Raw genomic sequence first — 23161 nt, forward strand, 5'->3', positions numbered from 1 at the left:
CCACAGGAGGCCACCTTGGCCGTAACAGAAACCGAAATCCTCGCCACCGGCACCAACAAGACGGAATCCGGCGCCGTGCTGATTGAGCTGGGTACGATGGTGACCGTATGTCTCAAGGATGCGGTCAACACGGCCCGGGCGACCGTCGAGCTGCAGGACGATGCCGACAACTGGCAGCCGACCGGCATGGAGATGACAGCCGCCAAGCCCAGCCTGTCTCTCATCAGCCCCGGCAACTACCGTGTGGTCCGCCAAGCAGATGGCGCCTGCGGCGTCTTCAAGGTCATCTAATGCCCTGGCCGCCCGCCATCCCCGCACGAGTGCCCGGCTGGGAGCGGGCCTTCGTGGCCGTTATGACCGAGCAGCTGGCGCTACCCTTCGGCTGGTCGCCGGACGCTCATTGCCTCGGGACGCCAGCACTGCTCTGCGTCGGCATGACCGGCGTGGACCCGATGCACGGGTTCAAACGCCACTCGACCGAGGCCGCTGCCTGGAAACAGCTCTTCAAGCTGGGTTTTAGCGACGTTGAAGGCGCGCTGCAGGCGGTCTTCCCCGAGATATCGCCGCTGCTCGCTCGTCGTGGGGACTGCGGCATTCTTGACCAGGAGGTCGAGGGGCGGCCATCGATCGCCACCTTCGTGATCATGGGCAGCCAGGCAGTCGGCCGGAGCCCACGTGGGCCGGTCTATGTGCCCGTCGGCGCCCTCCGGCGCTGCTTTGCCATCGGGGCGCCCTGATGCCGCAAGTCGCGCCCATCATCGGCAATATCGCGCTCAACCTGGCCATCGGTGTAGGCGCTTCGCTGCTGGCCAGCGTGTTCGCGCCGCAACAACAGCCGGTGACCCAAAGGGTCCACACCCAACGCGGCCTCAGCTTCGAGCTCGAGGTCGGCGAGAGCGCTGCCGTGCGCGCGGTGGTCGGCCTCGGCCGCGCCACCGGCCGGCTGGCCTATGTCAATGAGTTCGGGGCAGACAACGAATATGTCCAGATGGTCATCGATGTCGGTCACGGTTGGCACGATGGCATGGAGCACTTCCTGGTCGACGAGAAGCCCGAAACGCTGGCGGGCTCCAACGCCGACCCTTTCGGCCGCTCGGTCGCCTCCTACACGGTATCCGGAACGCCCTATCTCTGGGTGAAAACCTATACCGGCGCGCCGGGCCAGGCCGCCGATCCGCAACTGGTGGCCAACGCCAATCCCGCCGGCCGCTGGACCGCGAACCACAAGTTCACCGGCGTCGCCTACATGATCATCACCGTTCGCTTCAATGCCGACCTCTACGGCTCGGCCGTGCCGCGCTTCGGTTCTGTCTGGCGTGGGTTGAAGCTCCACGACTGGCGCCGGCCGGGTGCCGTCTGGGGCGACCAGTCGACCTATGTGTTCACCAGGAACCCGGCCGTCATCCGGCTCAATTTCCGCCGCGGCATCTACGTCAATGGCGTCAAGGTGCTCGGCCAGGGCTTCCCGGCCTTTTCTTGCGACATGGCCGGCTACACGGCTGCCGCCAATCGCTGCGACGAAACCTTCTATGACCCGGTTTCCGGCAAGACCTTCCCGATCTTCGAATACGGCCGACAGATCTCGGACGATGAGGAAAAGCTGTCGGTGCTGCGCGAAATCGACCAGTCCTATTGCGGCTCGAGCTTCAAGCGCGGCGGTGCTGACGTGCCGCTGCCGGCGCAGCAGCTCGTGCCCGTCATGACCCTGCGGGATATCGACCGGCTGGCCGGCGAGCCGATCCGGGTGGACCGCAAAGGCGTGGTCAGCACCAAGAAGACCATGTGGCACGGCCAATTCGTCAGCCACGATTCCGGCTGGGCGGAAGCTCCCTTCACGCCGCGGATCAATGCCGAACTGGAAAGCAGGCTGGGCGGCCGGCGCGCCGAGGCCATGAACCAGCCCTATGAGAGCCTGCAGGAGCGCGCCCAGTTGCGCGCCGAGATCGCCCTCCGGCGCCAGTTCTACGCGGCGACCCGCGAAGAGAGCTTCACCCCCAAGGCGCTGCTGCTGGAGCCTGGCGACCCAATCACGCGCCAGACTGCCGATGGCCCCATGCTCATGGTGGTCGAGCGCATCGAGCCTGTTATGAAGGATGGTGCCCGAATCGGCGCACGAGTCACCTTGAGCCAGTGGAGCAATGCCATTGTCCCGGCCTCGGGCGACACATTCGTTGAGCTACCCAGCGGCCCGGGCGTCGGCCAGGCCAATCCGAACCGCACCATTGCCGTTTCGGGGTTCACGGTCGTCCAATACCAGCGCGCCGGCGGCGGGGCCATTCACCCATACGGCAAATCCACCTGGACGCCGATCACCGACCCCAATGTCGACCAGGTCATGGTCCGCATCTGGCCTTCGGCCGGGACCGAAGCGAATGACAAGCAGGACTTCTTTGCCTCGGCGCGCCTTCAGAACGCGCTGGTCTATGGGCCGCTGCAGCCGCTGACCGCCTATAAGGCCAAGGCCATCCCAGTGCGCGCCGATGGTCGCGCCTGCGTCTGGACCAATGTGGTGGAGTTCACCACCGGCGCCGAGGAAGTGCCCGCCGAAGTGGCCGATGGTAGCGTCACGCCGGCCAAGCTGGCGCTAGAGCTGCAGAACGAACGAGGCTTTCTAGTGGGGCCGGGTGTCGGCTCGTTGGCCGATGCCATTTCCCAGCTCGAAATTCGCATGACCAGAGCCGAGGAGGCGGCGCTAACCGACCAAACTAACTTGCGTGAGGCATTTACCCTGCTCAAGGCGCAGAACGGCCGCGCCCTTGCCGCCGTTGTGGTGTCGCAGCGGGCCATTGCGGAACTCAACGCGGCGTTCGGCGAATACAAAGTGGAGGTGGCCGCCCAGCTCGACCTGGTCACGGCTGGTGGCTTGTTCAAGGTCGAAGCCCAGGTTGATCCCGAGACGGCGACCGCAACCATCATGTTCAAGGTGCGTGCCCAGGTCGGCGACACGTTTGGCGAATCCGTGCTGCAGCTTGGCGCCGAGGCCGATCTTCTCGGCGGCACCTCGGATAGCTGGATCGGCGCCATGGCCGACCGGCTCTATTTCCTCGCCACCAATGGCGCGATCGTCACCCAGCCCTTCGCGGTGCAGGCCGACTTCGTCAAGATCACCGACCTGCGCTTCGAGCGCATTCGGTCGATCGACGGCACGTCCATCGAGATCAACGGCACCGATCCGGCATCCTTCCTGGTGGGGAGTTGATCGTGGCTTACACCTTCATGGAAAGCGACACGCACTGCCTCCTCATCGCCGAGGTCACCATGATCTGGCGCAAGCCAGACAGCGGCGACAAGTTCGCGCCATACAAGAACCCGCTGACGTACCTGCACCTCATCGAGTTCTGCTCGCATTGGGACTACTACACCGTCCGCAACCGGGCGACCGTTTCGATGACCCATCAGTCGGTGCCCGGCCGGACGATCACCGATGCCCGAGGCTTCGGTACTGCCTCGGTGATCTACAGGGGGCAGACCTATGCCCAGGAACAGGTCCTGCTTTACCATGGGGCCGGTTATCCGCCGCGGTTCGTCGTCTCGCAGGGGGGGCGGGTGCTACCGCAGGGGATGAATGTGCAGAACCTGGGGGACCGCGCCCGGTTCGTTTCCTTCAATGCCACGGCGACAGACATCATCTGCTACAATGTCGGCACCTCATCCGATGCCGATTTGCCCGCCCTCACGGTCAGCTATGACGTGCTGGTCTTCAAAGACGCGAGCGAAGTCCCGGTAGGGCCGCAGTTGCCGATGTTCTGGGCCACTGACACACGGGCAATCATGGGGCGCGGCCGCTTCGACACCAACACCACAACCATGCGACGCGGCACCGGCGCCGATAGCCCATTCTTCCTGGCTCTGGCCGCTTCCTTCGATTTCGACGTGGGCCGGATGCGCGTCGTCCTGCCCAACGGCAGCATCATCACAGAGCCGGGCTATGCCGGCGGTTTCACCGGCGCGCCGTTCCAGAGGATCTTTGCATGAGCCGTAGCTTTGCAATGACGCCGGAACGCATGTGGCTGCGCAACGCCGCCGGCATCGACGTGTTCGATACCGACCGCAAAGCCTTCAACCTCATCCCCGAAGCGGCGCTGACAGGGACCGTGTCGCTGGTCTTTCCCAGCTTCATGACCTCAGGCGCCCAGTACTTCTATTCCTCTGGTTCGCTCTATGGGGATGGTGGCGCGCCTTTCGCCGAGAGCTGCTCGACGGTCGGGACGATCGCCGACCAGAACTGGGGGCCAGGCAAGGCCATCAACATTGCGCCAATCTATCTGGGCGCGGTGCCCGCGGGCACAGACTACCTTGACGTTCAGGCGACGTTCGTCCGGACCGCTGCTCCCGACCTGCTCCTGGGCTCAATCCCGGTGCTGTCGTCCATCCAGGAGAACCGCTGGATGAGCCTTTTCGACAATGCCGTGGTGCTGGAGAACCTCGCCGCCTGGAAGCGCGGCGTGCATTTTCTGCTCAATGGCGGGGGCGTCTATGCGGCGCTCTACCAGTCGGCCGGGGCGCAATACGTCAAGTTCATCGACAGCCGGACCGACCTTTTCGTCACCTACACCCCGGCGACCCCGCCTTTCCCGGCGACCATTCATTGGCGCTACCGCTCGCACCAGCCCGACGCGTGCTCGGTCGCCTACAGCATCAATCTATCCAGCACCTGGTCGGTGACCTTCAAAATCACCCCCGGTCGCTTCACCTAAGGCAGGCTCCCCATGACACGCATTTCTACCGGCACCGCCTCGATCGATACTGGCGAGACCATCCTGACCCTTTGGGTGGGCGATGATGGTGTTGTCCTCTCCGAGATTACCGCACCGGCTGGAAGCCAGGTCGTCATCGAGGGCGTGGCCAACTTCATCAAGACCAGGCTCTCCACGACCTCGGCCGAGCTGGTACTGCCGCATGCCGGCGCCGGAGGGGCCAACCTCCCGTTGGCCATCTCGGCCATGACGCCGGCCGAAACGCAGGTGGGGACCCTCAACGGACGCGTCGCCAAGGTCGTCCAGGACCTCTCGGTGGTGCAGGCGAACGGCTTGGGCCTGGGATACCGCTTCAGCACGGCCACCGCCGATGGCGATCCGGGGCCGGGCTATGTCCGCCTAAACCATGTCGATCCGGCGCTGGCCACCATGTTGTATATCGACGACCTCAGCGGCAGCGGCTTTGAAGTAGGGGCTATGCTGAGCCGCTGGGGCATCGGCACCTCGCTGATCAAGGGCGCCGTGCAGATCAGCAGTGCCAGCAATGACGGCATGTTTGCAGGCTTCGAGGTGACCGGTCCGGTTGTCGATGGCGGCAGCTATCGAAAGGTGCCGATCGGCATTGTGGGTGATCCTTCCGCCTGGACGGACGATGCCGAGCTGATGGTGGCCTTCGCCGCAAAGGGGGACGCCGGAGACGGCTTCGCCTATGACGATCGGGCGCTCACCACGGCCGAGCTGACGACCTTCGAAGGCAATGACCCCGGCCACCTGGTCTTTGTCAGGGATCTCGGAACTGACTTCGGTGCCCTCACTGGCATTTCCGGCGTGGTGGAATTGATCGCCGGGCCGGACTGGCGGTTGGTGGCGCGCTATACTGGCGACAAGGGCGATAAGGGCGATCGTGGCTACCAGGGCTGGGCGCAGAATATCGTCACGGTGGTGGATGGTCTGCGTCGGGTAGAGATGTTGGCTAGCTATGTCGGTGGGCAGGGCGCTCCGCCGACAGACTTTGTGGGCCAGTACCGCAAAGGCGATGGCACCTGGACGGCCAACGTCGCCGAGGCGGCAGATAAACGCGGGCCTGGTGGCACAGGCACGGTGGGCGAAATCGTCGCCGGCGTAGGGATGTCAGTCGACAACGCTGATCCGACCGCGCCAGAGATTAGCCTTAAGTCGCCAACGTCTCAGGCGGGCATCGACCCGGTCTATATCGAACAACTCCTAACCGGTTTCCATGGCCGGGGTATGCTCACGGCCGAGGCCGTTGACCTGGTGACCGAGCAGGCGATCACCGGCACTGCCGCGGCCGGGGCGTCGTCGATCGTGATCACAAATGGAGCGCTGTTTGATGCGGGCGGAAACGTCACCGTCAAGCACGACAATGGCCGCTACTGGACATACTTTATCACCGCCATATCGTCCAACACGCTGACCACCCTTCCGCGTCTCAAATGGCCCGTGTCCGCTGCCGGCGGCGCCCGCGCGGAGCGGACCTGGTACAATAAGGCACACCCCGGCAAATTCTACATGCGCCAACTCGGGCAGCGGCTGGCTCGGGAGAAGGAGTGGCAGAACTGCCTACCCACCAAGGGCAGGCTGTTCTTCTCGCAGTTCGTTAATTCGGGCAGTCTGGCGAACGACCAGCTCGTCGCGATAGCGGGCGGCGTCATCAACTACTACGACGAGAGCTCGAGCAATGTCGCGTCGGCCAATGCGCCTGTTCGGTTTGCCATCGGCAAGGCCGCGTATATCGACGTGGCGGCGGCTGGGGACGGTGGGCGCACGGCCATTTTTCCCGTTGCCGGCGTCACCGGTGCGATTTTGCGGGTGGTCGTGCATTGCAGCCGAAGCGATACGGTTTGCACCATTCGGGTAGTGGACGATGACGCCCGGGTGAACGCCGAATTCGTGGTCCCTGCCGCCAGCAGCAATATTCCCACCGTCTACACCTTGCCGGTCCGCGTTCACGGCGATGCCAAGAACCTCTCGGTGCATTTCGTCGGCACGACAGTCCCTGTTGCTGGCGCGATCATCGCTGATCAGATCGAAGTCTTCGCGGCCTCGCCATCTGGTGAAGCTGCGATCCCTGAGACGGCAGTCGTCGTGGGCTATGGCGATAGCTGGGTCGCGGGGGACATTGGCAGCTCGACAGAGCGAGAGAGCTTCCTGACCCAATTGCAGGCCGAACTGCCGGATGCATTGGTCATCAATGAGGGTATCCCCGGCGGCGACGTGTTCGATCTCCTCGCGAATTTCGACACCGCTGTCGTCCCCCATAGTCCGACGCATGTGATTGTCTGTGCCGGCACTAATGACGCCTACAGCCCGAGCTCCGCCACCTTCGACCCCACCGCGATCGAAGGCTTTACGTTGGCAATGCTGCAACTGATCAGCCGCATCACTGGCATCGGTGCGAGACCGATCATCCTCGGTGTGCCCGCACTTGCCGAGGCCGATGGAGCCTTCGCTTCCTGGGACCTGAATGCCAGAGCGATGAAGTACAGCCGAAATCTCTATTCGATGTTGTCGTCGACCGGCGATCCCAGGGGCGGGTGGAGCAGTAATTCGGTCCTGTCCCAGTACATTATCGGTCGCCCGGCGTCCTCTGTTGGGGCGGTGAACGGCAAGACGTTGGGGGAGGATGCCTTTGAGTCCTCCCGATCGACAACGGGCGCTGCAGGGCACGCTTACTTCTACAATCCGAACGGCACCGTTGGGATGATTTCCACCAGTGGATCGGCAACCAGCTATCTCACCTCTTCAGACGAGAGCCTGAAGGATTTCGCCGGGCTCTACGACCCGCTGGCAGCAATCGAAATCATCCGGGCAGATCCAGTTCGCTCCTTCACCTGGAAGGTCGACGGTGCTGGCGCGGTGGGTTGGGGCGCCCAGACCTCGTATTCGGTCTCCACTGACCTGGCAGTTCCGGGGGAAGGGGCGATCGGGGACAAGGATTTTCGGCCTTGGGGCGTAGACCAAGGAAAGCGCACGCCCTATCTATGGGCGGCCCTGAGTTGGGCACTCGACCAGATCGAGAGTTTGGAACAGCGCGTGGCTGCACTCGAAAGCGAAAATCAAGGTTGAAGGCTTTCCTCCTACCCCGTCAGAAAAGGTCCGGGCTCCGTGCAGTGCTTGCATGGGCAATCGGCATTGTCGTCGTCGCCCTCGGGATCGGCGCAGCGTATGGCGTATTGCGGCTTGTCGAAGTCCTGGATCTCAACTCTTTGCGGGTGGCGACCCTGGAGCAACGCCTGTCCGATACCGAGACCCGTCTCCTCGGGGCAGAGGCAAGCCTCCTCGAAGCAGCAGCAAGCCTCGCCGAATTGGAGGCCAGGCCCATGCACCTCGTGGCAATTCTTCGTCCCGATGAAGATGGACAGTGGTTCATCCAAAACGATGTCGACCATCGCCCCTTTGGCATCGACACCTATATCGAGCAGACGCCCGACAGCATCAAGATTTTCACATGCTGCGGCGCTCCGCGAGACTTCGCCGGCTCCATCCAGATAAACGGCGATGATCAGTTCGGCACGACCATAACCGGCCATGCCAATCTCGGTACCGGCGGGGCCACCATCGAAGTTCGCGCTAATGGCGTTAAAATCGACCCCGCGGACATCTGGTCATACCTGCCGCCTGGCGGCGGCAACTTCTGGATCGACATGTCGATGATGTCGGCAGTGGCCAATTAACCCGCCGCCCTAAGCTCAGCGAGAAGGCCGCGCTTGCCTGGTGGTCTGGAGGAGTCGAAGCCGAAGTTGAGACGGGACGCATAGGCATCAGCGAGCCGTTGGCGAATGGCGCGGTCCTGCGGAGTGCAGCGGCCCATGTGGCGCAAGACTTCTTCGATCGTGGCCCGATTCCAGAGCCAGTCTTCGAAGCGGCGCCAGAAGTGCCACTCCACATAGTCGAATGCGGGAGGGCGGGGTGGCGGAGGCTTCACCCAACCCTCCGTCTCTTCGATGTGGTTCCAGTAAGCGACAGTCGCCGCGTCGGCCGCGGCCTGCTTGGCGAGGTCCGAGGTTGCGGCACATACAAATCCGTGCTCGGAAAAGCGACCTTCCCAAACGGCCACCCAGACCCACCAAGTGCCGACATAGATTTGGTCGCGGTCATAGTAGACCCTCGCATGGCCGGCGCCGGGGCCGTGCGGCTCGGCTATGAAGCCTCCATGCACCGGCTCTGGATTGGGCCGCCACGGCAGTCGGGGATACTGGTTGGAGCCGATAGTGGTCATGGAAGAATCGAGGGCAATAAAGCGCGCTTCAACGGACCCTAAATGACGGCTGTTCTGCTGCCAAATGAACTTGCGCGCGATGCCATTCGATTTTGCGCGCTACATCTCCTGCGTGGGTAGAAAACTTCGGTGCCGCCTGGCGCCAGCCCGAGGGACGCCCTTAAACAAGGCCTCCTGACGATTGGCGTCATTTACAGGGCTGCATCGATGCGCCGGCAGCCGGACCCCAAAGGTACCGCCTGAGGACCGGGCCCCCTAAGCAAGCCGATGTCGTGACGAACGGCCAGTGGCTCAGTTCTTGAACGTTCGTTTTTGGGCCGCTGGCCGTTCGTCGCCGTGTCACCGATAGCCGAAAGGCGAGGCGGCGTTTTCGTGCGTCCGCTACTCGCCCTTGCCGAAGAGCTTGTTCAGCATATCTGCCATGGGGCCGGTCTTGGGCAGGTCCGCCTGCGGCTTTGCGGGGCGCGCCTGGCGGATGTGGCTCTGGCCGGCGGCAGCCGGCTTCTCAGCCTTGGCGGGGGCAGGCTCGTCGCCCTTCACTGCAAGGGCCAGCTTGTTCATGAAGCCCGAGTCGTCGCCCTTCAGAAGCAGCGGCGCCTGGCGGGCGATCTCGTCCAGCAGGGGGGCCAGCCAGATCTTGTCGGCCTTGGCGAAATCGCCCAGCACATGGTGGGTGACATTCTCCTTGCCCGGATGGCCGATACCGAGGCGGACGCGCTTGTAGTCGAGGCCGATCTGCGGATCGATCGAGCGCAAGCCATTGTGGCCGCCATTGCCACCGCCGACCTTGACCCGCACCTTGCCGGGGGCAAGGTCGAGTTCGTCGTAGAAGACGATCGTGTCGGATGGCGCGAGCTTGTAGAAGCGGGCGACCTGCTGAACGCTGTCGCCGGACTTGTTCATGAAGGTCTGCGGTTTCAGGAGCAGGACGCGCTCATTGCCGATACTGCCTTCGGCCAGGAGCCCGCCATGCTTGGTCTTCCAGGCGGAAATGCCATTGGCGGCGGCAATCGCGTCCACGGCCATGAAGCCGATATTGTGGCGGTTACCGGCATATTGGGCGCCGGGATTGCCGAGGCCGACCAGCAGTTTCATGAGGCTACTCCGGAAACGAAAGAGGCGACCCGGAGGCCGCCTCAGTCATATAGCAGAAATGAGGCGAACCGATTACTCGGAGGCTTCGTCTTCTTCGGCGGTCTCGGCATCGGCAGCGCCGCCCGACTTCAGGGCCGACGGGGCAACGATCGTCGCGATCGTCACGTCGTCTTCGTGGCTGTGGTCAGCCGAGCCCTTGGGCAGCTTGATGTTCGAGATGTGGACGGTGTCGCCGATATCGAGGCCGGTCAGGTCGACGGACACGAATTCCGGGATGCTGTCCGCGGAAACGGTGAGGTCCAGCGTGTGGTGCACGATGTTGAGGGTGCCGCCACGCTTGAGGCCGGGGCTCGCTTCTTCGTTTTCGAAGTGAACCGGAACCTGGACGTTGATCTTGGCGCCCTTGGTGACGCGCAGGAAGTCGATGTGGATCGGCTGATCCATGACGACGTCGAGCTGGTAGTCACGCGGGATGACCTTGTGGATCGTGCCGTCGACGTCGAGGTCGAGCACGTGCGACTTGAAGCCACCGGCATAGATGAACTTCAGCGCGTCCTTGTAGGCCACGGAGACGGTGACGGGGGGCTTCTTGTCACCATAGATAACTGCGGGAACGAGTCCCTGACGACGAGCTTCGCGAGCGGCCCCCTTGCCCACTCCGTCACGCGCCTGTGCCTTGAGCACCTTATTCTGAGCCATGGAAAGCATCCATTGGGTTGGTGTATGCGTCATCACAACAACATACGCGCCCGTCCTCCAGGGGTGACGAGCGCTTCATGCGCCGGGCTATAGAGGAAAGGGGCGGTGAGGGCAAGGGATTCCACCGCCCTCACCCGCGGTTGCTGCAGGCAGCACTCCGGACATAGGGCGGCGTCAGTTCTTGCCGTCGTTCGGGCGAGCCTTGTCGCCACCCTTGCGGCTGTCCTTAGTCTTGGCGTCGCCGGGTGCCTGACCAAAATGCGTGCCACCGAGGTGGCCGCCGGTATCCGTCTTGTCGAGCTGTTCCTTCTGTCGGTCCTGTTTTGTCATGGTCCTCTCCTTTGAGCTGGACCGGGCCAACGGCAGGAGAAAGCCCCGGTTCCGCCCTTGCTTCAGTTCAAGGAAACAAGGCGGCTCCGCTGTGCCCCGAGCCAGTCACGTATCGCTGGATCCATGGACAGGCCCATGGCCAGGGTCAGTGCGTCGTGGGCACCGGCCGTGTCACCAATTTGGGCAAGAAGATGTCCCCGTAGTGCCCAATAGGGCTGATACTCGGCCATCCGTTTATCGGTGGCCAGGTTTTCCATACTGGCGAGCGCGACGACTGGGTCTTTCGCTTGCGCCAGTGCGGCAGCGCGGTTGAGCTGCACGACCGGAGAGCCGGTCATGGCGAGAAGGATGTCGTAGAGTTGGACGATGACGGGCCAGTTGTCCTGCCCCGAAAGGCGCCGCGCGACATGAGCGGACTGGATTGCCGCCTCGATCTGGCAGCGGCCGGTCGGCCCGGCTGTGCTGGCGTCGCGCAGCAGGGCCTCGGCCATGGCGATGGCGTCCTGGTCCCAGAGCGCGGTGTCCTGCGCTTCGAGTGGTACATAGGCGCCCGCACTGTCGCGGCGCGCGGCGCGGCGGGCATGGGAATAGTACATCAGCGCCAGCATGCCCTTTGGCTCGGGTGCGTCGGGCGCGAGCGCGACCACCAGGCGGCCGAGCCAGATGGCTTCGGTGGCAAGCGCGCTGCCTTCGTCGGCCAGGTCGGACCAACCCTTGGCATAGGCGGCATAGATGGCTTCGAGCACCCCATCGAGGCGCTCGGGCAGGGCCAAAATGTCGGGAATCTCGAAGCCGATGCCCAATTCGCCGATACGCGTCTTGGCCCTTACCAGGCGCTGGCCCATGGTGGCCGGCGGCACGAGAAAGGCGGCGCCGATATCGGCTGCGGTGAGGCCGAGGATGGTCTGCAGGATCAGCGGGGCGCGCATGGCGGGGTCGATCTGCGGGTGGGCGCAGGCGAACATCAGCGCCAGGCGACGGTCGGGAATGGCATCGTGAGACATGGCCAGGTCATCCAGTTCGTCCTGGATCAGGGACAGGTGGGCTTCGCCGTGCCGGCGCGTCGTGCTCCGCCTGATGGCATCGGTCTGGCGCCGGCGGGCGACCGTCAGCAGCCAGGCCTCGGGATTGTCGGGGACACCCTCGCGCGGCCAGGTTTCGAGGGCGGTCGCGAAGGCTTCAGCCAGCGCATCCTCGCCGCCGGCCACGTCCCGGGTGCGGGCGGCGAGATAGGCGAGGAGGCGGCCATAGCTTTCCCGCGCCACCCGCTCGGCGGCGCGGTCAGGGCTCGCATCCGTCACGGCTCGGGCTGCTGGCCGGCGTCCGGCGCAAAGCCGCCGTCGGCGCACCAGGCCGGTTCATTGGCCGACATGGTGTTGACGATGGGACGGATTTCGATCGGCCCCCATTGCGCGGCGGGGCAACGGGCGGCCCACTTGACCGCCTCGTCCATGTCGGCGACGTCGATGACGAAGAGCCCACCGAACTGCTCGCGCGTTTCGGCATAGGGGCCCTCCTGGACATTGAGCGTGCCGCCCTGATTGACGAAGGCACCGTCGACCAGGTGGATATCACCTCCCTGCATGCGCAAGGTCCGGGCATCGGTAGTGGCGCCCAGGGCAGACGTGGACACGAAGGCACCCGCCTTGGTCAGCGCCTGCTGGTAGGCGAACATGCCATCCATGGCCTTTGCCATGTCCTCGGGCGGAATGGTGGCGCCGGCCTGTTCCTCGGCATAGAGCATCAGGAGAAAACGCATCGCTCTGGTCCTTTCAGTGTTGGCCGCCTGCTAGTGCGGCACAACAATGTCGGGGAGGCAATGCGCGTTTCGACAGCGAGGATGATTATTTCGGAGCCATCATCAGGCGGCTCGATGTCACCCTGGCCTGGTCAGCTAAAATTGCTCCATCGGAGCGATTTTGCCTTCGGCCGCTGCTTAGTCGAAGAGGCTCGATACGCTCTGCTCGCTGGCGGTGCGCGCGATGGCCTCGCCGATCAGTGGGGCGATCGACATGCGGCGGATATTGGCGGCCGCCTTGGTGGCCTCGGTCTCGAGGATGGAATCGGTGACCACAAGCTCCTTGAGCTTGGACGCCGCGATGCGCTCGGCCGCGCCTTCGGACAGCACGCCATGGGTGATATAGGCCGAAACCGCCTTGGCGCCGGCCTTGAGCAGGGCCTCGGCGGCGTTGACCAGGGTGCCGCCACTGTCGACGATGTCGTCGATGAGAATGCAGGTCTGGCCCTGAACGTCGCCGATGATGTTCATGACCTCGGACACACCGGCGCGCGGACGGCGCTTGTCGACGATGGCCAGGTTGGCGCCGATGCGGCTGGCCACATTGCGGGCGCGGACCACGCCGCCGACGTCCGGCGAGACGATCATGACATTCTGGACATCGTAATTGTCCTTGATGTCGCGCACCATGACCGGCGCGGCGGTCAGATTGTCGGTCGGGATATCGAAGAAGCCCTGGATCTGGGCGGCATGAAGGTCGAGGGTGAGCACGCGATTGGCGCCGGCCTCGGTGATCAGGTTGGAGACCAGCTTGGCGGAAATTGGGGTGCGGGGCGCCGATTTCCGGTCCTGCCGCGCATAGCCGAAATAGGGCAGCACGGCAGTGATGCGCCGGGCCGAGGAGCGGCGCAGCGCATCGGCGATGATCAGCAGCTCCATCAGGTTGTCATTGGCCGGATAGCTGGTCGACTGAAGGATGAAAACGTCCTCGCCGCGCACGTTTTCGTGCACCTCGACATAGACTTCCTTGTCGGCGAAGCGCTTGACCGTGCAGTCGGTCAGCGGCATTTCGAGATAGCTGGCGACGGCCTGAGCCAGAGGGCGATTGGAGTTGCCGGTCACCAGCTTCATGCGCGCGATCCTGATCTCAACCGGTCCCCGGGGCGGGACCTTCCAGTTTCGCGGGCAGCCTTAGCGAGTCTCTTTCGGACTCGCAACGCCACTTTGGGTGAACGCGGTAAATTAAACCTGTGTCAGTCCGATGACGGCAATCTGCCTGCCGGTGCGCGTTCCCTGATGGGTGGCATAGCGGTGGGAAAAGTAGCGGTCGGGATGGGCATAAGTGCAGAAGCCGACCTGCTCGATGTTGCCAATACCGGCGGCAAGGAGCTGTTCAGCGACAAAGCCCGGCAGGTCGAAATGCGGCTGGCCACCGGTCGGGATATGGAAATGGTGGGCCCCGCCGGGATGCAGCGCCAGGAAATCGGCCTCGAACTTTGCGCCGACCTCATAGTTTTCGCCGTGGATCGTCGGGCCATAGACCGCAACGATACGAGCGGGATCGGCGCCAAGAGCGACCATGGCGGCAACGGTATTGCCGATAATGCCGTCCACGGCGCCGCGCCAGCCGGCATGAGCCGCGCCGATGACCCGCGCTTCGGGATCGGCAAACAGGATCGGCGTACAGTCGGCGGTGAGAATGCCGAGCGCAAGGCCGGGGGTAGACGCGACCAGGGCATCGGCGTCGACGGAACCAGGTGCGAACGGCGCACTAACCGTATGGGCACGGTTGGAATGCGTCTGCTTGAGGATGACCAGGGGACCAAGGCCCATCGCATCGGCGACGGTGGAGCGATTGACGGTCACATGCTCCGGATCGTCCCCCACCGAGGTCGACACATTGAGCCCGGCAAATTCGCCGGTGGAGACACCGCCGACGCGACCGAAAAAGCCGTGGCGGATGCCCGATATGGCGCTGAGCGATACGGCGGTCTCGGGGGCGGTCATGGCATAAATCCGGGCGGCATCAGGCCTGGGCTGTGGGCACAGAAGACCTTGAACAGATTGCCCATCTGGTCGGCGCCGACGAGGCGATCCTGGGCCGAGCGGATGTCCGCCGCCGATCCGGGGTTGGCGCGGGAGAGAGCCGCGGCACGTTCGCCGAGGCCAAGGCGGTTGAGGAACTGGCCCTGGCTTGCGAGGGGCTGGGTGGCAAGACCGGCCTGCCGCGCAACGACGCCCAGGGCGCCGAAATCGACATGGGCGGATAGATCTGTCTCGCCCGGCGCGTCGAGCACGTCGGCATAGGCATGGCGGCGCACGCCCTGCAAGGTGTCGCCGGTCTGTGTCGTGGCATAGCCATAGTCGATGGCGAGGATGCTGCCACCCTGTTTGGCCACGACCTTGGCCAGTTGGCGCATGACCTCGGCGCCGCCAAACGAAACCTCGAACATGGTATCGGGCTCGGCATGGGCGACGGCTTCGGGCATGGCGCTTGCCGGGATGGGCGTCGGCGAAAGGCCGAAAGCGCGCTTGCCCTCGACAAGGCCGATCTGCCGCTCGTGCCACCCATCCTCCTTGCGGATGAACTGGCGAATAGGCAGGGCGTCGAAGAACTCGTTGGCGACGACGAGGATCGGGCCATCCTCGAATGTCTCGAAATTCTGCAGCCATTGCGGCTCGTAGACTTCCAGCCTGGCTTGCTGTTCGCCCATCAGCGGCGGGCTGGTTTCGAAGAGACGCAGACGGAGCGCGTCGCGGAAACCGGGAGCGCGGCAAGCGACGCGCAGCATGTCGGCCATCAGCGTGCCGCGGCCGGGGCCGAGCTCGAGCAGGGTGAATGTTTTTGACTCGCCCATCTGCTGCCAGAGATTGACCAGCCAGAAGCCGATCAGCTCCCCGAACATCTGCGAGATTTCCGGCGCGGTGATGAAGTCGCCGGCCGTGCCGATGGGTTCCCCTGCGCGGTAATAACCCTTTGACGGATGGGTCAGGCAGAGGCCCATATAGGTAGCCACCGACATCGGGCCGGAGGTGCGGATCTGCAGGTCGATCTGCTGTTCGAGGGTGAGCGTGTCGGTCATGTCAGTTCACGGTCGCAGCGGATTTTCGCGGCGGGACGCGGCGTAAATGATCAGTACGATGCCCCCCAGGAGGATCGGCACACTCAGGAGCTGACCCTGGGTAAGCCAGCCGCCATAAAGGTAGCCGATATGGGCGTCGGGCAGCCGGACGAATTCGACGGCGATGCGCGACAAGGAGTAGCCCACGGCGAATATCCCAGCGACGAGGCCCGGCTTGCGCAGGGCATACAAGACATGCGTGGCGACCCGGATGACGAGGAAAAGCAGGAGCCCTTCGAGCGCAGCCTCGTAAAGCTGGCTCGGATGCCGGGCGACCTGCAGCGGATCGGTGGGGAAGATCACGCCCCAGGGCGCGGTGGTGGGCGCCCCATAGAGTTCGGAATTGATGAAGTTGGCGATGCGCCCGAGGAAAATGCCGATCGTGGCGACGGCGGCGATGAGGTCGAGCGAGGACAGCCAATTGCCGCCTTTGCTCCTCGTGAAGAGGATGGCCGCCAGCATCAGGCCGAGCATGCCGCCATGGTAGGACATACCCCCGTCGAGCGTGTTGATGATCTGGCCGGGGTTCGCCAGGTAATAGGGCAGATTATAGAAGAGGACGTAGCCGGCGCGGCCGCCGATGACGATGGACAGCATGGCCCAGAAGGCGAAATCCCAGATGTCCTTGGCCGGGAAGGGTGGGGTGCCCTTGTGCCAGAGCCGCTGGTTGGCCAGCAGAAGGTAACCGTAGGCTGCGCCCAGCAAGACGCCAAACAGGTAGGCCAAGGCGTACCAGCGCACGGCAAATGGCCCGATGGCGAAGGCAATGGGGTCGATATCGGGGAAGGGCAAGCGGGTCACTCCTGGCGTCGACCGGATGTGCCGGCCAAGCGCGGCGGCAATGTGACTGCCGTAACAAGAGGGCGCCGCAGGTTCAAGGGATTCCCCCCAGGCTTGGGCAGGCTCGACTTCGCGGTGTCTAGTTTTCGGCGCGGTGTAGCGCGATATCGAAGGCGCGGTAGGCATCGAGGTCGGCGTCGTGTTCCACGACGAGGTGGTCGATGCGCGCAACCTCGGCCAGCTTGAAGGGGGCGATGGTGCCCAGCTTGTCCGAGGTGGCCGCGATGGTGAGAAGGCTGCTCTGCGCGATCATGACCCGTTTGACCTCGGCCTCTGCGGCGTCGAGCGCCGTCACGCCCAGCGCCGTGTCGATGGCGCAGGCGCCCAGGATGAACATGTCGGCAAAGATGTTTCCAGCCTCGCGGATAGTCTGCGGGCCGAGGCAGGCACCCTTCGACTGATCGTAATGCCCGCCTAGGACGACGATGGTATGCTTGGGATTGTCGGACATGGCCGTAGCGATGGCGGGGGCATTGGTGACAATAGTGAGCCGCAGGTCTTTTGGCAGCGCCTTTGCAATGGCGAGGTTGGTCGAGCCGGCGTCGATGTAGAGCGTCTGTCCGTCGCGCACCAGGGCGGCCGTAGCAGAAGCGAGCCTCGCCTTGACGTCCGCCTGGTCAGAGGTTCGCACGGCGAGCGTGCCCGTATCGGGGGCTGGTAAGAGGGCGCCGCCATAAACGCGCCGGCAATGCCCGAGCCGCGCCAGCTCGCGCAGGTCGCGTCGGATTGTGTCGTCGGAGACGCCGAACTGCGCTGCCAAGTCGTTGGCCAGCACTTTGCCATGCTCGCTCAGCAATTGACGGATGGCGTCCAGCCGCTCCTCGGTCAGCATGAATATCCTCGTTTATGCATGTTCTTGCATGTTTCTGCGTTATTTGTCATAGCGTGTCCGCCGTATGGAGAACAAGCATGAGTGTCGCGATTGAGTCAGGAAGCAATGAGCGGGTCGCCACGCGTCTGATATTTTTGCTTGGCGGAATCGTGCTCGGCGCCTGGGCACCGCTGGTTCCGCTCGCAAAAGAGCGCCTGGGGGTTGGTGAAGGCGCGCTCGGCCTCCTGCTGTTGTGCATGGGCGTCGGCTCGATCCTTGCCATGCCGATGACCGCCTTTCTCACATCGCGCTTTGGCTGTCGGCAGGTCATCACGGTCTCGGCCACTGGTCTCTGCCTGGTGCTGCCGCTGCTGGCAACGGTGGGCGACGTGGCGCTGATGGCGGTAACGCTGGTTGGCTTTGGCATCGTCATGGGCTGCACCTCGGTGTCGATGAACCTCCAGGCGGTCCTGGTCGAGCGCCAGGCCGGAGGGTCATTGATGTCGGGTTTCCATGCCATGTTCAGCCTCGGCGGCATTATCGGATCGGGTAGCATGGCGCTGATGCTGACTCTGGGTGTGCCGGCGCTGCCCGCGGCGCTCGCGGTCTCACTGGTCATGCTTGGCCTGCTGCTCGCTGCCCGGCCCGGGCTCCTGCCTTATAGCGATGCGGGCGAGGCCAAGCCGCCGGCCTTCGTCGTGCCGCAGGGCATCGTGCTGGCCATCGGTGCGCTCAGTCTCCTCGCCATGCTGGCCGAGGGCGGCGTGCTCGACTGGGGCGCGCTGTTCATGGTGGAAGCCCATGGCGCCGACCTGGGGCTGGCGGGCTTCGCCTATACGGCCTTTGCCATCACCATGACGGCCGGCAGGCTGTTCGGTGACCGGCTGCGCACGGCTTTTGGCGACCTTACGGTGCTTGTCGCCAGCGCACTCCTTGCAACTGCGGGGTTCCTGGCCAGCCTTTTTCTGCCATCGGCCGCGGCGGCCCTGGCCGGGTTCCTGCTGGTGGGCGCAGGCGTTTCCAATATCGCGCCGATCCTGTTCACGCTGACCGGAAGAACTCGGCGCATGCCGGCCAACCTCGCCGTCGCCTCGGTCCTGACCGTTGGCTATGTCGGCATCATTGCGGGACCCGCGGCCATCGGCCTCATCGCCCATGCGACGGGCCTCAAGACGGCATTCTTCCTCCTTTGCGCCGCTATGCTGGTCATCGCGGTGTCCGCCAGAACCATTTTCCACCGCGTCTGAAGACGCCCGCGATCGCAAGCTGAGCCACTATAATGTCCGTACATACCGCGCCAACCTTCGACCATCACGCCCTTTCCGGCGCCAAGGAGCAGTGGGCCACGCGCGCTGTCTTCCTTGTCGCGGGCCTTGCCATGGCGGCCTGGGCACCGCTCGTGCCGTTTGCCAAGGCCAGGGTCGGCGTCGAAGATGGTGCACTGGGCCTCTTGTTGCTCTGCCTGGGGTCGGCTCCATCGTGGCCATGCCGATCACCGGTGTGCTAGCGAGCCGCTTCGGGTGCCGCGCCATCATCGTGTCGGCCTCGGTCGCCGTGGCGATCGTCCTGCCGTTCCTCGCCATCGCCGACAGTGTCCCGGCACTGGCGATCGCGCTGGCCCTGTTCGGCGCCAGCGTCGGCACGGTGGACGTGGCGATAAACATCCAGGCGGTGATGGTCGAAAAGGACAGCGGCCGCAACATGATGTCCGGCTTTCACGGGCTTTTCAGCCTGGGCGGCATCGCCGGTGCAGGTGGGGTGAGCCTGCTCTTGGGCCTCGGTGTCAGCCCGCTCGTGGCGACGCTGGCGGTCAGCGCCGCGCTCTTGGCGCTTTTGGCCTATTCCTTTGGTGGTCTGCTCCCCTATGGCAATCGCGAAACCGGCGACACGCCGCTCTTCGTCGTGCCCAAGGGCATCGTCATCTTCATCGGGCTTCTGTGCTTCCTGGTGTTTCTGGGCGAGGGCGCCATTCTCGACTGGAGCGCACTGTTCCTGATCGATACCCACGCGGTCGATCCCGCCCAGGCGGGCTTCGGCTACACCATGTTCGCCATTGCCATGACGGCGGGACGGCTCCTCGGCGACCGCATCGTCAAGGCGCTGGGCGGCATGAGGGTCGTGATCATGGGCGGGCTGGTGGCCGCGGCCGGCTTCCTGCTGACGGTCTTTGCGCCGGCCCAGCCGCTCGCCTTTATCGGCTTCCTCCTGGTCGGCGTCGGGGCGTCCAACATCGTGCCGGTGCTGTTTACTGCCACCGGCAATCAGACCCGCATGCCGGCCAGTCTCGCCATCGCGGCCATCACCACGCTTGGCTATGCCGGCATTCTCGTTGGGCCTGCTGCCATAGGTTTCGTGGCACAGCAATGGTCGCTCAGTGCAGCCTTCGTGCTGGTGGCTCTGGGGCTGATCTTCGTGGCGGTGAGCTGGCCGATCACGGTACGGAAACGTTAGGCGGGGAAGGCCGGTATCGCGGTAGCACAAGAGCGCGGCTGGTGGCCTGGGACTGCATTGCCCATTCCCGACCGGGGCTTGCCCAAACGAAAGTACTTTATTTGTGCATTTGAGATAGGTTGCGCGCCGGCCCTGGTTGGCGACGGCAGGATTTTGTGACGTCTGGCCGACTGGCACGACTTATCCGTGGCGCCCGTGCGAGTGGCGCCCGCAATTTGATGTTGAGAAAACGATGACCCTCTACTCCGATTACCTGGCTGAAATCGAAAGCAGAAAAGAGCAGGGGCTGGCGCCCAAGCCGATCGACGGCGGCGGTCTGACCGGGGAGATCATCGCCATCATCCGCGACGGCGCGAACCCACAGCGCCAAGATGCGCTGAAATTCTTCATCTACAACACGCTGCCTGGCACGACCCCTGCCGCGAGCGTCAAGGCAGCCTTTCTCAAGCATATCATCCTGGGTGAAGCCGTGGTGCCGGAAATCACCCCGAGCTTCGCGCTCGAGCTGCTTTCGCACATGAAGGGCGGGCCCTCGATCGAGGTGCTGCTCGATATTGCGCTGGGTGGCGGCGCGCATGCCCAGGAAGCCGGCGAGGTCCTCAAGACCCAGGTCTTCCTCTACGACGCCGACATGTTCCGCCTGCGCGATGCCCACAAGTCCGGCAATGCCATCGCTACCGGCGTGCTGGAGAGCTATGCCAAGGCCGAATTCTTCACCAAGCTTCCGGACGTCGAAGACGAGATCAAGGTCGTGACCTATGTCGCGGCTGAAGGCGATATCTCGACGGATCTTCTGTCGCCCGGCAATCAGGCCCATTCGCGCGCCGACCGCGAACTGCACGGCAAGTGCATGATCTCGCCCGAGGGCCAGGCTCAGATCGTTGCCCTGCAGCAGCAGCATCCCGACAAGCGCGTGATGATGATCGCCGAAAAGGGCACGATGGGCGTGGGCTCGTCGCGCATGTCGGGGGTCAACAACGTGGCGCTGTGGACCGGCAAGCAGGCCAGCCCCTATGTGCCCTTCGTCAATGTGGCCCCGATCGTGGCCGGCACAAATGGCATTTCGCCGATCTTCGCCACCACGGTCGATGTGACCGGCGGCATCGGCCTCAATCTCAAGAACTGGGTCAAGAAGCTGGGCGAGGACGGCAAGCCGATCCTCAACAACGAGGGCAATCCGATCCTCGAGCAGAAATACTCGGTCGAGACCGGCACGGTTCTCAAGATCGACACCAAGACCAAGAAGCTGCGTGACGAAGCCGGCAACGAGCTGGTGGATATTGCCTCGGCCTTCACCCCCCAGAAGGTGGAGTTCATGAAGGCCGGCTCGTCCTACGCCGTCGTCTTCGGCAAGAAGCTGCAGACCTTTGCCGCCCAGACCCTGGGCGTCGAGGCGCCGCAGGTGTTCGCGCCGAACAAGGAGATCACCGTCGAGGGCGTCGGCCTCACCGCCGTCGAGAAGATCTTCAACCGCAATGCTGTCGGCGTGACGCCGGGCAAGGTGCTCCATGCCGGCTCGGACGTGCGTGTGAAGGTCAACATCGTCGGTTCGCAGGACACGACGGGCCTGATGACGGCCCAGGAACTGGAAGCCATGGCCGCCACGGTGATCTCGCCGCTGGTCGATGGTGCCTACCAGTCCGGCTGTCACACCGCTTCGGTATGGGACAAGAAGGCCCAGGCCAATATTCCCAAGCTCATGGCCTTCATGAACAATTTCGGTGTGATCACCGCCCGCGATCCGGTCGGCCACTACCACTCGATGACCGACGTGATCCACAAGGTGCTCAACGACATCACCGTTGACGACTGGGACATCATCATTGGCGGCGACAGCCATACCCGCATGTCCAAGGGCGTCGCCTTTGGCGCCGACTCGGGCACCGTCGCGCTGGCGCTTGCCACCGGTGAAGCCACCATGCCGATCCCGCAGTCTGTCAAGGTGACCTTCAAGGGCCAGATGAAGCCCTGGATGGATTTCCGCGATGTGGTTCACGCCACTCAGGCGCAGATGCTGCAGCAGCATGGCGACAACGTCTTCCAGGGCCGCATCATCGAAGTGCATATCGGCACGCTCCTGGCCGACCAGGCCTTCACCTTCACCGACTGGACGGCCGAGATGAAGGCCAAGGCCTCTATCTGTATCTCGCAGGACGAGACGCTGATCGAGTCGCTGGAGATCGCCAAGTCGCGCATGCAGATCATGATCGACAAGGGCATGGATAATGCCGCCCAGACCCTCAAGGGCCTGATCGCCAAGGCCGATCGCCGCATTGCCGAAATCCGCTCCGGCGCCAAGCCGGCGCTGACACCGGATGCCAATGCGAAGTATTTCGCCGAGGTGGTGGTCGATCTCGATGTCATCGACGAGCCGATGATCGCCGACCCGGACGTCAACAATTCCGATGTCTCGCGCCGCTATACCCACGACACCATCCGCCCGGTTTCCTACTATGGCGGCACCAAGAAGGTGGACCTGGGCTTTGTCGGTTCGTGCATGGTGCACAAGGGCGACATGAAGATCGTTGCCCAGATGCTCAAGAACCTCGAGAAGGACACGGGCAAGGTCGAGTTCAAGGCACCGCTGGTGGTGGCCGCGCCGACCTACAACATCATCGACGAGCTCAAGGAAGAAGGCGACTGGGAGATTCTCCAGAAGTATTCCGGCTTCGAGTTCAACGACGCGGCGCCCAAGACGGCCAACCGTACCGAATACGAGAATATCCTCTATCTCGAACGCCCGGGCTGCAACCTCTGTATGGGCAACCAGGAGAAGGCCGAGAAGGGCGACACCGTGCTGGCGACCTCGACCCGCCTGTTCCAGGGGCGCGTCGTGGAAGATTCCGCAGAAAAGAAGGGCGAGTCGCTGCTGGCTTCGACCCCGGTCGTGGTGCTCTCGGCCATTCTCGGGCGCACGCCGAGCACCGAGGAATACAAGTCGGCCGTCGAAGGCATCGATCTCACCAAGTTCGCGCCGCCGACCTCGACCAATCCGATGGACAGCAAGTCCGTCCATTACTGAGCGGCATCTGCCGATGCATTGGAACGGCCCGGCCCTTGCCGGGCCGTTTCCATTCGCCGCACTGGTCATTCCGTGCCCCGTGCCTTACATATCGGCAGCAACAGACACCAGCGACG

Annotated in this window: 22 protein-coding genes; 11 read left to right on the forward strand and 11 right to left on the reverse strand. The window is 63.8% G+C overall.

Features of this window, described 5'->3' with window-relative positions:
- Window positions 1-15 precede the first annotated feature (15 nt).
- Genes JEQ47_RS01710 through JEQ47_RS01740 form a run of 7 tightly spaced genes read left to right on the forward strand, consistent with a single transcriptional unit; the run spans window position 16 to window position 8392 of the window.
- The gene (locus JEQ47_RS01710) at window positions 16-291 is read left to right on the forward strand and encodes a hypothetical protein (protein ID WP_198874661.1); all 276 of its coding nucleotides are present in this window, start codon (window positions 16-18) and stop codon (window positions 289-291) included.
- A complete protein-coding gene (locus JEQ47_RS01715; protein ID WP_198874662.1) occupies window positions 291-737 on the forward strand; it encodes a DUF6950 family protein in 447 nt (148 codons plus the stop codon). The genes JEQ47_RS01710 and JEQ47_RS01715 overlap by 1 nt, the downstream gene beginning before the upstream one ends.
- Window positions 737-3199, forward strand: coding sequence for a hypothetical protein (locus tag JEQ47_RS01720; RefSeq protein ID WP_198874663.1), 2463 nt, complete (start codon window positions 737-739; stop codon window positions 3197-3199). Before JEQ47_RS01715 ends, JEQ47_RS01720 begins: the two co-directional genes overlap by 1 nt.
- 2 nt (window positions 3200-3201) lie before the next feature.
- Window positions 3202-3975 (forward strand): hypothetical protein, encoded by a 774-nt coding sequence (locus JEQ47_RS01725; RefSeq protein WP_198874664.1) that lies wholly within the window; start codon window positions 3202-3204, stop codon window positions 3973-3975.
- Window positions 3972-4697: a hypothetical protein gene (locus JEQ47_RS01730; protein WP_198874665.1), complete on the forward strand. Its 726-nt coding sequence runs from the start codon at window positions 3972-3974 to the stop codon at window positions 4695-4697. The genes JEQ47_RS01725 and JEQ47_RS01730 overlap by 4 nt, the downstream gene beginning before the upstream one ends.
- Window positions 4698-4709: 12 nt before the next feature.
- Window positions 4710-7784 carry a GDSL-type esterase/lipase family protein gene (locus JEQ47_RS01735; protein ID WP_198874666.1) on the forward strand — a complete coding sequence of 1025 codons (3075 nt, stop codon included), beginning with the start codon at window positions 4710-4712 and terminating at the stop codon, window positions 7782-7784.
- A 44-nt stretch (window positions 7785-7828) separates the two neighbouring features.
- On the forward strand, window positions 7829-8392 hold the full coding sequence (locus JEQ47_RS01740; RefSeq protein WP_198874667.1) for a hypothetical protein: 564 nt from the start codon (window positions 7829-7831) through the stop codon (window positions 8390-8392).
- On the opposite strand, the gene JEQ47_RS01745 is transcribed toward JEQ47_RS01740, so the two are convergent.
- The 11 genes from JEQ47_RS01745 to JEQ47_RS01795 all read right to left on the reverse strand — a co-directional run bounded on the left by JEQ47_RS01745 (window position 8389) and on the right by JEQ47_RS01795 (window position 17593).
- A complete protein-coding gene (locus tag JEQ47_RS01745; protein ID WP_198874668.1) occupies window positions 8389-8937 on the reverse strand; it encodes a hypothetical protein in 549 nt (182 codons plus the stop codon). The two genes, JEQ47_RS01740 and JEQ47_RS01745, sit on opposite strands and share 4 nt — an antisense overlap.
- 381 nt (window positions 8938-9318) lie before the next feature.
- Entirely contained in the window at window positions 9319-10032 is a 714-nt protein-coding gene (gene pth, locus JEQ47_RS01750) for an aminoacyl-tRNA hydrolase (protein WP_198874669.1), read from the reverse strand.
- A gap of 72 nt (window positions 10033-10104) precedes the next feature.
- Window positions 10105-10731 (reverse strand): 50S ribosomal protein L25/general stress protein Ctc, encoded by a 627-nt coding sequence (locus JEQ47_RS01755; RefSeq protein ID WP_198874670.1) that lies wholly within the window; start codon window positions 10729-10731, stop codon window positions 10105-10107.
- 174 nt (window positions 10732-10905) lie between these two features.
- The gene (locus JEQ47_RS01760) at window positions 10906-11061 is read right to left on the reverse strand and encodes a hypothetical protein (RefSeq protein ID WP_198874671.1); all 156 of its coding nucleotides are present in this window, start codon (window positions 11059-11061) and stop codon (window positions 10906-10908) included.
- Between the two features lie 62 nt (window positions 11062-11123).
- Entirely contained in the window at window positions 11124-12362 is a 1239-nt protein-coding gene (locus JEQ47_RS01765) for an RNA polymerase sigma factor (RefSeq protein ID WP_198874672.1), read from the reverse strand.
- Window positions 12359-12820: a YciI family protein gene (locus JEQ47_RS01770; protein ID WP_198874673.1), complete on the reverse strand. Its 462-nt coding sequence runs from the start codon at window positions 12818-12820 to the stop codon at window positions 12359-12361. The genes JEQ47_RS01765 and JEQ47_RS01770 overlap by 4 nt, the downstream gene beginning before the upstream one ends.
- A gap of 177 nt (window positions 12821-12997) precedes the next feature.
- Window positions 12998-13930, reverse strand: coding sequence for a ribose-phosphate pyrophosphokinase (locus JEQ47_RS01775; RefSeq protein WP_198874674.1), 933 nt, complete (start codon window positions 13928-13930; stop codon window positions 12998-13000).
- 111 nt (window positions 13931-14041) lie between these two features.
- Window positions 14042-14806 (reverse strand): peptidoglycan editing factor PgeF, encoded by a 765-nt coding sequence (gene pgeF / locus JEQ47_RS01780; RefSeq protein ID WP_198874675.1) that lies wholly within the window; start codon window positions 14804-14806, stop codon window positions 14042-14044.
- Complete coding sequence (locus JEQ47_RS01785; RefSeq protein WP_198874676.1) at window positions 14803-15882, reverse strand: class I SAM-dependent methyltransferase; 1080 nt, start codon at window positions 15880-15882, stop codon at window positions 14803-14805. Before JEQ47_RS01785 ends, pgeF begins: the two co-directional genes overlap by 4 nt.
- Window positions 15883-15888: 6 nt before the next feature.
- Window positions 15889-16722, reverse strand: a complete 834-nt coding sequence (gene lgt / locus JEQ47_RS01790) for a prolipoprotein diacylglyceryl transferase (protein ID WP_328767902.1) — start codon at window positions 16720-16722, stop codon at window positions 15889-15891.
- 118 nt (window positions 16723-16840) lie between these two features.
- A complete protein-coding gene (locus JEQ47_RS01795; protein WP_198874678.1) occupies window positions 16841-17593 on the reverse strand; it encodes a DeoR/GlpR family DNA-binding transcription regulator in 753 nt (250 codons plus the stop codon).
- Between the two features lie 77 nt (window positions 17594-17670).
- On the opposite strand from JEQ47_RS01795, the gene JEQ47_RS01800 reads away from it, so the two are divergent.
- The 4 genes from JEQ47_RS01800 (at window position 17671) to JEQ47_RS01810 (ending at window position 23045) form a co-directional block, all read left to right on the forward strand.
- On the forward strand, window positions 17671-18819 hold the full coding sequence (locus tag JEQ47_RS01800; protein ID WP_198874679.1) for an MFS transporter: 1149 nt from the start codon (window positions 17671-17673) through the stop codon (window positions 18817-18819).
- A 32-nt stretch (window positions 18820-18851) separates the two neighbouring features.
- Entirely contained in the window at window positions 18852-19079 is a 228-nt protein-coding gene (locus tag JEQ47_RS20545; RefSeq protein WP_236020618.1) for a hypothetical protein, read from the forward strand.
- Window positions 19058-20023: an MFS transporter gene (locus JEQ47_RS01805; protein ID WP_236020692.1), complete on the forward strand. Its 966-nt coding sequence runs from the start codon at window positions 19058-19060 to the stop codon at window positions 20021-20023. Before JEQ47_RS20545 ends, JEQ47_RS01805 begins: the two co-directional genes overlap by 22 nt.
- A 232-nt stretch (window positions 20024-20255) precedes the next feature.
- A complete protein-coding gene (locus JEQ47_RS01810; protein WP_198874680.1) occupies window positions 20256-23045 on the forward strand; it encodes a bifunctional aconitate hydratase 2/2-methylisocitrate dehydratase in 2790 nt (929 codons plus the stop codon).
- Window positions 23046-23161: the final 116 nt, after the last annotated feature.

This window comes from Devosia sediminis, assembly GCF_016411825.1.
Classification (GTDB): Bacteria; Pseudomonadota; Alphaproteobacteria; order Rhizobiales; family Devosiaceae; genus Devosia; species Devosia sediminis.